The sequence below is a fragment of the Massilia putida genome, assembly GCF_001941825.1.
Classification (GTDB): Bacteria; Pseudomonadota; Gammaproteobacteria; order Burkholderiales; family Burkholderiaceae_D; genus Telluria; species Telluria putida.
The window spans coordinates 6,228,000-6,241,144 of the sequence record NZ_CP019038.1 but is presented as its reverse complement, the minus strand read 5'-3'; the positions used below and the strand labels follow the sequence as shown (position 1 = coordinate 6,241,144).

Below are 13,145 nucleotides of genomic sequence, written 5' to 3'. Positions count from 1 at the left end.
GGGATAAAAATCTGAAATGTTGCCTGATTGATAGCACAGCTTACACGCGACAGTAAAGGGGGCGCGCACGGTTCGGAACGCTATTTGCAATCCCGGCTACAATAAATTGGACCGATCAGCAACCAGAGGTTCGCATGTCGCCAGGATTTATTTTCGCTACGGGTATCGAAAACAGCATTCCGACGATCGAGAACGGTCGGGTGCGGATGGACGAGATGGAGAAGTGCGGCCATTACACGCATTGGCGCACGGACTTCGATCTAGTGCAGGAACTCGGCCTGAAGGTCCTGCGCTACGGACCGCCGCTGCACAAGACCTGGCTTGGTCCCAAGCGCTACGACTGGGAATTCGCGGATCTGACGCTCAACGATCTGCGCCAGCGCAACATCGCATCCATCATCGACCTGTGCCACTTCGGCGTGCCCGACTGGATCGGCAATTTCCAGAACCCTGATTTCCCCGAGTTGTTCGCCGACTATGCCGGCACGTTCGCGCGCCGCTATCCGTGGCTGCAGTTGTATACGCCGATCAACGAGATGTCGATCTGCGCCCTCTTTTCCGCCCTGTACGGCTGGTGGAACGAGCAGATGACGACCGATCGCGGCTTCGTCACCGCGACGAAAAATCTCGTCAAGGCGAACATCCTCGCCATGCGCGCCATCCTGCAAGTCCGCCCGGACGCGTTATTCATCCAGAGCGAATCGACGGAATACTTCCACGCCGAAAGTCCGTCCGCCATCGGCCCCGCCGAGTTGTACAACTCACGGCGCTTCCTCTCGCTCGATTTGAATTACGGCCGCCGCGTGGATTCGGAAATGTACGAATACCTGATGGACAATGGGATGACGCGCGAGGAGTACCACTTCTTCCTGAATAATAATCTGAAGCACCACTGCATCATGGGCAACGATTATTACCAGACCAACGAGCATTACGTGTCCGCGGACGGACTCACACGCGCGGCGGGCGAAATCTTCGGCTATGCCGTCATCACGCACCAGTATTACAACCGTTACCGGCTGCCCGTGATGCACACGGAAACGAATCTGTCCGAGGGACCGCGGGGCGACGAAGCCGTGAACTGGCTGCGCAAGGAATGGGCCAATGTCCTGCGCGTGCGCAACAATGGCGTGCCGCTCGTCGGCTTCACGTGGTATTCGCTGACGGACCAGGTCGACTGGGACACGGCCCTGCGCGAGAACAACGGCAACGTCAACGCATTGGGTTTGTTCGACCTCGACCGCAAGATCCGGCCCGTCGGCATCGCGTACAAGGAGCTCGTCCGGGCCTGGATGGAAGTGCTGCCGACGCAGAGCGTCTGCCTGCAGGTGCCGATCGTGATGCCGCATGAATTCCAGCGCCATGTGCCGCCGCCCAGCGGCTGGCCGTTCGACGAGGACGCCACGATGGCACCCCGCACCGAGGAGCGCGAATGACGCCGGATGGAATGGCCTGCCCAACAGGAATCGAACCTGTGACCCGCAGCTTAGAAGGCTGCTGCTCTATCCAACTGAGCTATGGGCAGTGCAAGAAAGGACCGTACGGCAGGGATAGGTCTTCACAAATGAAAACGGGCCGTCGGCGACAGCCCGTTTATCAAACGGTGGTCGGAGTACAAGGATTCGAACCTTGGACCCCCTGCTCCCAAAGCAGGTGCGCTACCGGGCTGCGCTACACTCCGATTGAGACGATCATACCCCGCCGGGCGGGAAGCGTCAATGAAGCCTCCCGCGCCGGCGGACGGTCAGACTTCGAAGCGCGCGGCAATGCGCTTGGCCATCGTTTCGGCCAGTTCCGCGCTCTTCGCTTCGACCATGACGCGCACGAGCGGCTCCGTTCCGGACGGGCGGATCAGCACGCGGCCGTTGTCGCCCAGCTCGCGTTCGACGTGGTCCTTCTCGGCCACGACGGCGGCATTCTTCGTCCAGTCCGTGCCCGGCTGCACGCGGACATTGATCAAGGTCTGAGGATACAGTGTCAGGTCGCTGCAGCAGTCGGCCAGGCCCTTGCCGGAACGCTTGAGCGCAGTCAAGACCTGCAGGGCCGAGACGATGCCGTCGCCGGTCGTGTGCTTGTCCAGCGCCAGCAGGTGACCGGAGCCCTCGCCGCCCAGCAGCCAGCCGCGCTCCTGCATCATTTCCAGGACGTAGCGGTCGCCGACTTTCGCGCGCGCGAAGCCGATGCCCATGTCCTTGAACGCGACTTCGAGCGCCATATTGGTCATCAGGGTGCCCACGGCGCCGGCCACGGGCCCGGCCGCCATGCGGGCCCGCACCATCACGTACAGCAGCTCGTCGCCGTTGTACAGGCGGCCTTTGGCGTCGCACATGATCAGGCGGTCGGCGTCGCCGTCCAGCGCGATGCCGAGGTCGGCCTTGTGCTCGACGACAGCGGCGGCCATCGCCTTCGGTGCCGTGGCGCCGACGCCGTCGTTGATGTTGAAGCCGTCCGGCTTGGTGCCCAGTTCGACGACTTCCGCGCCCAGTTCATGGAACACGTGCGGGGCGATGTTGTAGGCGGCGCCGTGGGCGCAGTCCACGACGATTTTCAGGCCGCGCAGGTCGAGTTCGTTCGGGAACGTGCTTTTGCAAAATTCGATGTAACGGCCTTGCGCATCGCGCAGGCGCGTGGCACGGCCCAGTTTTTCCGACGACACGCAGCCCATCGGCTGGTCGATCATGTCCTCGATTTCGAGCTCGACGGCGTCCGGCAGCTTGGTGCCGTGGCCGGAAAAGAACTTGATGCCGTTGTCCTGGAACGGATTGTGCGAAGCCGAAATCACGACGCCGGCCTGCAGGCGCAGTGCGCGGGTCAGGTAGGCGATGGCCGGCGTCGGCATCGGGCCGGCCAGCATCACGTCGACGCCTGCCGCCGAGAAACCGGCTTCCAGCGCCGCTTCCAGCATGTAGCCGGAAATGCGCGTGTCCTTGCCGATCAGGACCGTGGGGCGCTCGCTCGTGCCGGCTTTGTCCTTGGCCAGCACCTTGCCTGCCGCATAGCCCAGCCGCATCACGAAGTCAGGGGTGATGGGCGACTTGCCCACCAGGCCGCGTACGCCATCGGTACCGAAATATTTGCGTGCCATTAATTAAATTCTCTTCATCTATTGATTATTCGTAGTGGCCGCTTGCCAGACCTTCAGCGCATCCACCGTCTCTGCCACATCATGGACCCGTACGATCCGGGCGCCCTGCGCTACCGCAGCGAGCGCGCCACCCAGGCTTCCGGCCAGGCGCTGTTCCACGCTGCGCCCCGTCACGGCGCCGATCATCGATTTGCGCGACAGCCCCGCCAATACGGGCAGGCCCAATTCGCTTTCCATGCGGCTTATGCTCCGGAGTAAAGCATAATTATGCTCGACACTCTTCCCAAAACCAAATCCGGGATCGATCGTGATGCGCTCGCGCGCCACGCCGGCCGCCAGCAGCGCATCGACGCGCTCGCGCAGGAAGGCGATCACGTCGGCCACCACGTCCTCGTAGGCCGGCAGCGCCTGCATGTCCTGGGGCGTGCCCTGCATGTGCATCACGCACAGGCCGCAGTCGCTGTCCTTCACGGCGTCGATGGCGCCCGGCGCGCGAAAGCCGTTGATATCGTTGATCATGTCGGCGCCCGCGATGATCGCCTCGCGCATGACCTCGGTCTTGCACGTGTCGATCGACAGCGGATAACCCAGTTCGCGCAGCGCATAAATCGCCGGCATGACCCGGCGCAGCTCTTCGTCGGCGGGCACGCTGGGCGAGCCGGGCCGCGTGGATTCGCCGCCGATGTCGATGATGTCGACGCCGTCCTTGATCATCTGTTCGGCCCGCTCCACGGCGAATTCCAGGGCCTGGAAGCGGCCGCCGTCGGAAAAGGAATCGGGGGTGACGTTGAGGATGCCCATAACCAGAGGACGCTGGGCGAGGTTATAGCCGAAACGGCCGCACTGCAGATATTGACGCATGACGAAATACCAACGGATTAAACAATAAAAAGGCACCCGCTCGGGGTGCCTTTTCGTGGAGTGACTGGGCTACGGCAGAACGGCGATCAAGCCGGTGCGGTCGCGTTCGGTGCGACGCCGCCGTTGTCGCTCGGAGGCGTGCGCTTGGTCAGGACCACCGACTTCGGCTGACGCGGCTCGCGGCCGGCCATGATGTCGTTGATCTGGTCGGCATCGATGGTTTCCCACTCGAGCAGTGCCTTGGTCATCACTTCGACCTTGTCGCGGTTTTCTTCCAGCAGGCGGCGCGCCAGGGTGTACTGCGTGTCGAGGATGTTGCGGATTTCGGCATCGACCTTCTGCTGCGTCGCTTCGGAAATGGTCTTCACGGAACCGCCGAAGAAGCCTTCGTTCGGATCGTCCTCGTAAACCATCACACCCATGCTTTCCGACATGCCGAAGCGCGTCACCATCGAGCGGGCCAGCTTGGTCGCGCGGGCGAAGTCGTTCGAGGCGCCGGTCGACATCTGGCCGACGAAGATTTCCTCGGCGATGCGGCCGCCGAACAAGATCGAAATTTCTTCCAGCATCTTGTCCTTGTAGCCGGACAGACTGTCGTGTTCCGGCAACTGCCAGGTCAGACCCAACGCATAGCCGCGCGGCATGATCGTGACCTTGTGCACGGGATCCGCCTTCGGCAGCAGCTTGGCGATCACGGCGTGGCCCGATTCGTGGTACGCGGTGTTGCGGCGTTCTTCCTCGCGCATGACCATGGACTTGCGCTCCGGCCCCATGAAGATCTTGTCCTTCGCATCTTCGAAATCGCTCATTTCGACGAGGCGCTTGCTGCGGCGCGCGGCGAACAGTGCGGCTTCGTTGACGAGGTTGGCCAGGTCGGCGCCGGAGAAGCCCGGGGTGCCGCGGGCCAGGATGTCGGCCTTCACGTCGGTGCCGATCGGCACTTTACGCATGTGCACGTTCAGGATCTGCTCGCGGCCGCGGATATCCGGCAGGCCCACCATCACCTGGCGGTCGAAACGGCCCGGACGCAGCAGCGCCTTGTCCAGCACGTCGGCGCGGTTGGTCGCGGCGATCACGATCACGCCCGACGACGCTTCGAAGCCGTCCATCTCGACCAGCAGCTGATTCAGCGTCTGTTCGCGCTCGTCGTTGCCGCCGCCCATGCCGGCGCCGCGGTGGCGGCCGACGGCGTCGATCTCGTCGATGAAGATGATGCAGGGCGAATGCTTTTTCGCGTTCTCGAACATGTCGCGCACGCGGGACGCGCCCACGCCGACGAACATCTCGACGAAGTCGGAACCGGAGATCGAGAAGAACGGGACCTTGGCTTCGCCGGCGATGGCGCGTGCCAGCAGCGTCTTACCGGTGCCCGGGGGGCCGACCATCAGCACGCCGCGCGGGATGCGGCCGCCCAGTTTCTGGAACTTGGTCGGGTCCTTGAGGAAGTCGACGATCTCGCCCACTTCTTCCTTCGCTTCGTCGCAGCCGGCGACGTCGGCGAACGTGACGGTGTTGTTCGTTTCATCCATCATGCGCGCCTTCGACTTGCCGAACGAGAACGCCCCGCCCTTGCCGCCGCCTTGCATCTGGCGCATGAAGAAGACCCAGACGCCGATCAGGAGCAGCATCGGGAACCAGGAAATGAAGACTTGTTGCAGGAACGACGGTTCCTCGGGCGGCTTGACGTCGAAGCGCACGTTGTTGTCGCGCAGGTCGCCGATCAGGCCGCGGTCGAGCATGGTCGCGGTGGTGCGGACCTTGGTGTCGTCGTTGCGGGTCGCGGTGATGCTCGACCCTTCGATCACGACGTCCTTGATGCGTTTCGCCTTGACGTCATCGAGCAGCTCGGAATAAGCAATGGTCTTGCTGCCGCCCGCGACGCTGTGGTTGTCGAACTGCTTGAACAGCATGAACAACAGCAGCGCGACCACCACCCAGATGGCGGATTTGGAAAACATATTATTCACGAAGACTCCTCTGATGCGAACGCATCTTTTCCCATTTTTTCAAAGGCAGATTTTACCGCATTAAGCAGACGGTGCCACGCACGCCCGCCCAAGGTGCCTGGACACCACTATAAACGGTTTTTATTTCCGTTGCGCAGGCATCACGAACATTCCATGCACGCTGGACGCGGATATGCCTGTCCTGTGATGATGTGCGGTTGCGCTCTTGAAAATCAAGGGCGGTCCCGTCGATTTTCGCAGTTTCAGCCCGCCGGATTCTTGAGACCGCGTCCGAGCAGGAAGATTTCCGAAGATTTGTCGCGGCTGGCCTTGGGTTTGATCTGCTTGACGACCTTGAATTCGGTACGGAACTTCTCCAAGACCTGGGTAAAACCCATGTCCTTGAAGCATTTCACTAACAATGCGCCGGATGGTTTGAGGTGCATTTGAGAGAACTCAATAGCGAGATCGATCAAATCCTCCATGCGCGCCGCATCCGCAGACGGAATACCGGACAGATTCGGCGCCATATCGGACAGCACGAGGTCGGCCATCCGGCCCTCGAGGACGCCAGCCAGCTCGTCGAGCACCTCCTGCTCGCGGAAATCGCCCTGGATAAAGTGCATATCGGCAATCGGCTCCATCGGCAGGATATCGAGGCCGATCATCGTGCCCTTGATGCCGCCCTCCTCGCCGCCGGCGAGCTTGCGCCGCGTGTATTGGCCCCAGCTGCCGGGGGTGCAGCCGAGGTCGACGATCACCTGGCCCGGCTTGATGAGCTTTTCGCTTTCGTCGATTTCTTTCAGCTTGTAGGCCGCACGGGCCCGGTAGCCCTCTTTCTGTGCCAATTTGACATAAGGATCGTTGATGTGATCGTGGATCCAGTTTTTATTGAATTTGTTCTTGGCCATTCGCGTAAAATACTGCTTTTAATAGGTATCTCAAAATAACATCATGATCAAACTTACACCGGTCGAGCGTGCGGCGCTGCGTGCGGAAGCCCACGGACTCAATCCCGTCGTCATGATCGGCGAAGCCGGTCTGACCGAGGCCGTCCTGAAGGAAATCTCGTCCAGCCTGGATGCGCACGGCCTGATCAAGGTGCGCGTCTTCGGCGACGACCGCGAAGAGCGCGTCGCGATCTACGAACGGATCTGCGAAGAACTCGACGCCGCCCCGGTCCAGCACATCGGCAAGCTGCTCGTCCTGTACCGTCCGAAGAAGGACGCCGTCAAGGAACGTTCGACGAAGACGGGCAAGGGCCTGCGCGAAGTCACCATCGTCAAGCCGAGCCCGAGCGGCACCAAGAAGCCGACCGTGACCAAGGTCTTGCTGAAAGGGAATGAGCGCGTCACGCAAGGCGGCAACATCAAGCGGGTCAAGCCGCGCCAGGCCAGCACCAAGAAGACGGCCTTGAAATAAGCCGTGTTCTAAAAAAATTAACCGGGGCCGCTGCCCGGTTTTTTTATGCTTACCGCGCCTTCACGACCAATACGGCGCCCAGGATGCTCTCGGCCAGGTACAACACCTGCGACACCCCATGCAGCGCGGCGAATGTCCCCCACTGCTTCGAGGCCCGCACACCCGCCGGCCCGGCCGCTTCGCGGATCGCCGCCATCATCGGCTGCAGGCCCAGGTAGACGATCAGGCTGCACGCCAGCATCCCGGCCACGAGGCCATACAACCAGCGCCGGCGCCGTGCATCCAGGTCGGTCGAGCGTGCGATCAGCGGCGCCAGCAGCACGGCCAGCACGATCGCGAGCCAGGCCGAGCGCGTCAGCATGATGCCGACGACGTTGCCGGCCTGCGTGCTGTCGAGGACGGCAAACGCGCTCGGCGCCGCCAGATAGCTGACGGCCCACACGCTGCCGGCCCACAGGGCGGCCAGCAGCAGGCGCGCGTTGGCGAGCATTGAACTCGTGAAGCGCGGACTCAAACGTAACGGACTTCCAGGATTTCGTATTCGCGCGGACCGGACGGGGCCTGCACTTCGACCACGTCGCCCGCATATTTGCCGATCAGCGCGCGCGCGATCGGCGAGGTGACGGAGACCTTGTTCTCCTTGAGATCGGCTTCATCGATGCCGACGATCTGGTAAGTGACTTTCTGGCCGTTCTCGAGATCTTCCAGGTCGACGGTGGACGCGAACACGACGCGGCCCTCGGCATCCAGCGTGGACGGGTCGATGATCTGCGCGGTCGACAGCTTCTGTTCCAGCTCGGCGATGCGGCCTTCGACGAAGGCCTGGCGTTCCTTGGCGGCGTCGTATTCGGCGTTTTCGGACAGGTCACCATGCGAACGCGCCTCGGCGATCGCATCGATCACGTTGCGGCGCTCCTTGGTCTTGAGCTGGTGCAGCTCTTCCTTCAACTTCTCGGCGCCGAATTTGGTCAATGGAGTGTTCATGGTTATCTGTAGTGGTGAGGCCTCGCGCAACCTGTTGCGCGTTGCAGGGGCGGCCTGGATGCGCGCCGTACGCCGGTACGGCTGCGCTTCTCGACCACCCCTGCTGCCGCTCGCTACGGTTGCACGAGGCCTTTGGCGTACGAAAAAAAAGTGAAAACCACAGAGTCGCACAGCGCTTGCCGCGCGAACTCTGTGGTTATCGGTACTGCTCCTGCTCTTAGTTTAAGGTTTTATGCAGGCCTTGTAAATCGTACACCCGCAACTCGTCCAGGTGACGCATGCCCTGCACGGCCGCCTCGGCGCCGGCGATGGTCGTATAGGTGACCACGCGCGACTGCAGTGCCGACGTACGGATCGTACGCGAATCGGCGATGGCGCTGCGCTTCTCTTCCACCGTGTTCACGACCATCGCGATCTCGTGGTTCTTGATCATGTCGACGATGTGCGGACGGCCCTCGATCACCTTGTTGACCGGGGTGACCGGGATGCCGGCCGCGGCGATCACGGCCGCGGTGCCCTTCGTCGCGACGAGCGAGAAGCCCAGGTCGACGAGGTCGCGCGCCACTTTCACCGTGCGCGGCTTGTCCGAACCCTTCACGGACAGGAACACGCGGCCCGACGTCGGCAGAATGATGCCGGCCGCGAGCTGCGACTTGACGAAGGCTTCGCCGAACGTCATGCCTACGCCCATCACCTCGCCCGTCGATTTCATCTCGGGACCGAGGATCGTGTCGACGCCCGGGAACTTCACGAACGGGAACACGGCTTCCTTCACGCTGTAGAACGGCGGGACGATCTCTTTCGTGATGCCCTGCTGCGCCAGCGTCTGGCCGACCATGCAGCGCGCGGCGATCTTCGCCAGCTGCAGGCCCGTCGCCTTCGACACGAACGGCACCGTGCGCGAGGCGCGCGGATTCACTTCCAGCACGTACACGGTATCGACCGTCTTGCCCTCGACTTCCGTCTGCTGGATCGCGAACTGCACGTTCATCAGGCCGACGACGTTCAGCGCCTTCGCCATCAGCGAGGTCTGGCGCTTCAGCTCATCGATGGTGCCTTGCGCCAGCGAGTACGGCGGCAGCGAGCACGCGGAGTCGCCCGAATGCACGCCTGCCTGCTCGATGTGCTCCATCACGCCGCCGATGAACGTCGTCTCGCCGTCCGAGATGCAGTCGACGTCGACTTCGATCGCGTCGTTCAGGAAGCGGTCCAGCAGCACCGGCGAATCGTTCGACACTTTGACGGCCTCGCGCATATAGCGTTCGAGGTCGCGCTGCTCGTGGACGATCTCCATCGCGCGGCCGCCCAGCACGTACGACGGGCGCACGACGAGCGGGTAGCCGATCTCGGACGCGAGCGCCAGCGCTTCGGCTTCCGTACGAGCCGTACGATTCGGCGGCTGGCGCAGTCCCAGGTCTTGCAGCAGCTTCTGGAAGCGCTCGCGGTCTTCGGCCGCGTCGATCATGTCCGGCGACGTGCCGATGATCGGGACGCCGTTCTTTTCCAAGTCCAGCGCCAGCTTCAGCGGGGTTTGGCCGCCGTACTGGACGATCACACCTTCCGGCTTTTCCAGGTCGACGATTTCGAGCACGTCTTCCAGCGTCAGCGATTCGAAGTACAGGCGGTCGGACGTGTCGTAGTCGGTCGACACGGTCTCCGGATTGCAGTTGACCATGATGGTCTCGTAGCCGTCTTCGCGCATCGCGAGGGCCGCGTGCACGCAGCAGTAGTCGAACTCGATGCCCTGGCCGATGCGGTTCGGGCCACCGCCCAGCACCATGATCTTCTTCTTGTCGGTCGGGTTCGATTCGCACTCTTCGTCGTACGTCGAGTACATGTACGCGGTGTTGGTCGCGAATTCGGCGGCGCAGGTGTCGACGCGCTTGTAGACCGGACGGATGCCGAACTCGTGGCGCTTGGCGCGCACGGCCTCCGGCGTCGTCTGCATCAGGAACGCGAGGCGGCGGTCCGAGAAGCCCTTCTGCTTCAGCTTATACAGCGTCGGCTTGTCGATGCTGTCCAGTTTCTGGTGATCCAGCCACAGCTCGATGTCGACGATTTCCTTGATCTGGATGAGGAACCACGGATCGATCTTGGTGAGGTTGTGCACCTCTTCCAGCGTGAAGCCTTGCGCGAACGCGTCGCCCACGTACCAGATGCGCTCCGGACCCGGCTCGCCCAGTTCTTCCTCGATCTTTTCGCGGTCGCGGGTCTTTTCGTTCAGGCCGTCGACGCCGACTTCCAGGCCGCGCAGCGCTTTCTGGAACGATTCCTGGAACGTGCGGCCCATCGCCATCACTTCGCCGACGGATTTCATCTGCGTCGTCAGGTGCTTGTCGGCGGTCGGGAATTTCTCGAACGTGAAGCGCGGGATCTTGGTGACGACGTAGTCGATCGACGGCTCGAACGAGGCCGGGGTCGCGCCGCCGGTGATCTCGTTGCGCAATTCGTCCAGCGTGAAGCCGACGGCCAGTTTCGCCGCGACTTTCGCGATCGGGAAGCCGGTCGCTTTGGAAGCCAGCGCGGACGAACGCGACACGCGCGGATTCATCTCGATGACGATCATGCGGCCGTCCTTCGGGTTGATCGAGAACTGCACGTTCGAGCCGCCCGTGTCGACGCCGATCTCGCGCAGCACGTTGATCGACGCGTTGCGCATGATCTGGTATTCCTTGTCCGTCAGCGTCTGCGCCGGCGCGACGGTGATCGAGTCGCCCGTGTGCACGCCCATCGGATCCAGGTTCTCGATCGAGCAGACGATGATGCAGTTGTCCTTTTTATCGCGGACGACTTCCATCTCGTACTCTTTCCAGCCGAGCAGCGATTCTTCGATCAGCAGTTCCGACGTCGGCGACGCTTCCAGGCCGCGCTTGCAGATCGCTTCGAATTCTTCTTCGTTGTACGCGATGCCGCCGCCCGAACCGCCCATCGTGAACGACGGACGGATGATGGTCGGGAAGCCCAGTTCGCGCTGCACGGCGCGCGCTTCGTCCATCGAGTGGGCGATGCCCGAACGTGCCGAACCCAGGCCGATCTTGGTCATCGCTTCCTTGAACTTGAAGCGGTCCTCGGCCTTGTCGATGGCTTCCGGCGTCGCGCCGATCAGTTCGACCTTGTACTTGTCCAGCACGCCGTGGCGGTGCAGGTCCAGCGCGCAGTTCAGCGCCGTCTGGCCGCCCATCGTCGGCAGGATCGCGTCGGGACGCTCCTTGTCGATGATGCGCTCGACGGCCTTCCACGTGATCGGCTCGATGTACGTGACATCGGCCGTTTCCGGGTCCGTCATGATCGTGGCCGGGTTCGAGTTGACCAGGATGACCTTGTAGCCTTCTTCGCGCAGGGCCTTGCAGGCCTGCGCGCCGGAGTAGTCGAATTCGACCGCCTGGCCGATGACGATCGGGCCCGCGCCGATGATCAGGATGCTTTTAATATCAGTACGTTTTGGCATTTATTTCTTCTCGCTTGCGTGGGCTTGCATCTTGCTGATGAAACGGTCGAACAGGTAGGCGACGTCGGTCGGGCCGGGCGACGCTTCCGGGTGGCCCTGGAAGCAGAACGCCGGCTTGTCGGTGCGCTCGAAACCCTGCAAGGAGCCGTCAAACAACGACACGTGGGTCACGCGGCAGTTGGCCGGCAACGTGGCCGCATCGACTGCGAAGCCGTGGTTCTGCGACGTGATCAGGACCTGTTTCGAATCCAGGTCCTGCACGGGGTGGTTGGCGCCGTGGTGGCCGAACTTCATCTTGACGGTCTTCGCGCCCGACGCCAGCGCCATGATCTGGTGGCCGAGACAGATACCGAACGTCGGCACACCCGACTCGATCACTTTCTTCGTCGCGGCGATCGCGTAATCGCACGCGGCCGGGTCGCCCGGGCCGTTGGCCAGGAAGATGCCGTCCGGGTTCAGCGCGAGGGCCTCTTCGGCGGTGGCTTGCGCCGGCAGCACGGTGATCTTGCAGCCGCGCTCGGCCAGCATGCGCAGGATGTTGCGCTTGACGCCGTAGTCGAAGGCGACGACGTGGAACTGCGGGTTCTCCTGCTTGCCGTAGCCTTGGCCCAGCTTCCATTCGGTCTGGTCGAAGGTATATGGCTCCTTGACGGACACGACCTTCGCCAGGTCCATGCCGTTCAGACCCGGGAACGAGCGTGCCAGTTCGAGCGCCTGCGCTTCCGACGGTTCGTTACCTTGCGTGCCGGTGAGGATGGCACCGTTCTGGGCGCCTTTTTCGCGCAGGATGCGGGTCAGCTTGCGGGTGTCGATGCCGGCGATGGCCACGACGTTCTCGGCCTTCAGGTAGTCGGCCAGCGACTGGGTGGAACGGAAGTTCGATGCGAGCAGCGGCAGATCACGGATGATCAGGCCGGCGGCATGCACCTTGGTCGCCTCGACGTCTTCCGGATTGATGCCGTAGTTGCCGATATGCGGGTAGGTCAGCGTCACGATCTGACGCGAGTAGCTGGGGTCGGTCAGGATTTCCTGATAACCGGTGATGGCGGTATTGAACACCACCTCACCCGTCGTGTGACCGGCGGCGCCGATCGAATATCCTTTGAAAATGGTTCCGTCTGCCAGGGCTAGGATGGCTGGAACGGCTGGGCCAGAAAAAAATGGCGGCAAGGGCAACTCCCGATAAAGTCGCCGTAGGCTGCGCCACGTCAGACCGGCCTGAACAGGGTGTGGGCATGCATTTCGCCCAGTGTTACAGGTCGCCAGATAGAGGTATGGGTGGGGTAGTCGCTACGGCAGATAAGTGATGGCTAAACCTCTGAATTATAGCGCGATTTATATCGGCCGGCAATCGCCTCGCATCCACTTTTCGTCTAAATACCCTCGGGAAAAGCCTGGG

The 13,145-nt window shown here is 62.3% G+C and carries 10 protein-coding genes and 2 tRNA genes; 2 read left to right on the top strand and 10 right to left on the bottom strand.

The genetic code is table 11. From position 1 onward, the window contains the following. Window positions 1-134 precede the first annotated feature (134 nt). Entirely contained in the window at window positions 135-1,436 is a 1,302-nt protein-coding gene (locus BVG12_RS30040; RefSeq protein WP_156895769.1) for a family 1 glycosylhydrolase, read from the top strand. A gap of 12 nt (window positions 1,437-1,448) precedes the next feature. Here the strand turns inward: BVG12_RS30040 and BVG12_RS30035 are convergent. From BVG12_RS30035 to BVG12_RS30010, 6 genes are all read right to left on the bottom strand, one after another. Then, window positions 1,449-1,525 (bottom strand) — tRNA-Arg (locus BVG12_RS30035). 79 nt (window positions 1,526-1,604) lie between these two features. Next, window positions 1,605-1,681 (bottom strand) — tRNA-Pro (locus BVG12_RS30030). A gap of 63 nt (window positions 1,682-1,744) precedes the next feature. Further along, the gene (gene glmM, locus BVG12_RS30025; RefSeq protein WP_075795602.1) at window positions 1,745-3,085 is read right to left on the bottom strand and encodes a phosphoglucosamine mutase; all 1,341 of its coding nucleotides are present in this window, start codon (window positions 3,083-3,085) and stop codon (window positions 1,745-1,747) included. An 18-nt stretch (window positions 3,086-3,103) separates the two neighbouring features. After that, entirely contained in the window at window positions 3,104-3,946 is an 843-nt protein-coding gene (gene folP, locus BVG12_RS30020; protein WP_075795601.1) for a dihydropteroate synthase, read from the bottom strand. Between the two features lie 86 nt (window positions 3,947-4,032). Continuing rightward, entirely contained in the window at window positions 4,033-5,913 is a 1,881-nt protein-coding gene (gene ftsH, locus BVG12_RS30015; RefSeq protein ID WP_075795600.1) for an ATP-dependent zinc metalloprotease FtsH, read from the bottom strand. A gap of 242 nt (window positions 5,914-6,155) precedes the next feature. Beyond that, window positions 6,156-6,803 carry an RlmE family RNA methyltransferase gene (locus BVG12_RS30010; protein ID WP_075795599.1) on the bottom strand — a complete coding sequence of 216 codons (648 nt, stop codon included), beginning with the start codon at window positions 6,801-6,803 and terminating at the stop codon, window positions 6,156-6,158. A gap of 43 nt (window positions 6,804-6,846) precedes the next feature. On the opposite strand from BVG12_RS30010, the gene yhbY reads away from it, so the two are divergent. Then, window positions 6,847-7,314: a ribosome assembly RNA-binding protein YhbY gene (gene yhbY / locus BVG12_RS30005; RefSeq protein WP_075795598.1), complete on the top strand. Its 468-nt coding sequence runs from the start codon at window positions 6,847-6,849 to the stop codon at window positions 7,312-7,314. Window positions 7,315-7,363: 49 nt separating this feature from the next. On the opposite strand, the gene BVG12_RS30000 is transcribed toward yhbY, so the two are convergent. The 4 genes from BVG12_RS30000 to carA all read right to left on the bottom strand — a co-directional run bounded on the left by BVG12_RS30000 (window position 7,364) and on the right by carA (window position 12,916). After that, window positions 7,364-7,804: a DUF4149 domain-containing protein gene (locus BVG12_RS30000; protein ID WP_075795597.1), complete on the bottom strand. Its 441-nt coding sequence runs from the start codon at window positions 7,802-7,804 to the stop codon at window positions 7,364-7,366. A 20-nt stretch (window positions 7,805-7,824) separates the two neighbouring features. Beyond that, entirely contained in the window at window positions 7,825-8,298 is a 474-nt protein-coding gene (gene greA, locus BVG12_RS29995; RefSeq protein WP_075795596.1) for a transcription elongation factor GreA, read from the bottom strand. Window positions 8,299-8,515: 217 nt separating this feature from the next. Further along, entirely contained in the window at window positions 8,516-11,746 is a 3,231-nt protein-coding gene (gene carB, locus BVG12_RS29990) for a carbamoyl-phosphate synthase large subunit (RefSeq protein WP_075795595.1), read from the bottom strand. After that, a complete protein-coding gene (carA, locus tag BVG12_RS29985) occupies window positions 11,747-12,916 on the bottom strand; it encodes a glutamine-hydrolyzing carbamoyl-phosphate synthase small subunit (RefSeq protein ID WP_075795594.1) in 1,170 nt (389 codons plus the stop codon). Window positions 12,917-13,145: the final 229 nt, after the last annotated feature.

What these genes read in the sequence shown, in the direction of transcription:
- BVG12_RS30040 (WP_156895769.1), top strand. Translation starts at nt 135, where the DNA reads ATGTCGCCAGGATTTATTTTCGCTACGGGTATCGAAAACAGCATTCCG.
- glmM (WP_075795602.1), bottom strand. Translation starts at nt 3,085, where the DNA reads ATGGCACGCAAATATTTCGGTACCGATGGCGTACGCGGCCTGGTGGGC.
- folP (WP_075795601.1), bottom strand. Translation starts at nt 3,946, where the DNA reads ATGCGTCAATATCTGCAGTGCGGCCGTTTCGGCTATAACCTCGCCCAG.
- BVG12_RS30010 (WP_075795599.1), bottom strand. Translation starts at nt 6,803, where the DNA reads ATGGCCAAGAACAAATTCAATAAAAACTGGATCCACGATCACATCAAC.
- yhbY (WP_075795598.1), top strand. Translation starts at nt 6,847, where the DNA reads ATGATCAAACTTACACCGGTCGAGCGTGCGGCGCTGCGTGCGGAAGCC.
- BVG12_RS30000 (WP_075795597.1), bottom strand. Translation starts at nt 7,804, where the DNA reads ATGCTCGCCAACGCGCGCCTGCTGCTGGCCGCCCTGTGGGCCGGCAGC.
- greA (WP_075795596.1), bottom strand. Translation starts at nt 8,298, where the DNA reads ATGAACACTCCATTGACCAAATTCGGCGCCGAGAAGTTGAAGGAAGAG.
- carB (WP_075795595.1), bottom strand. Translation starts at nt 11,746, where the DNA reads ATGCCAAAACGTACTGATATTAAAAGCATCCTGATCATCGGCGCGGGC.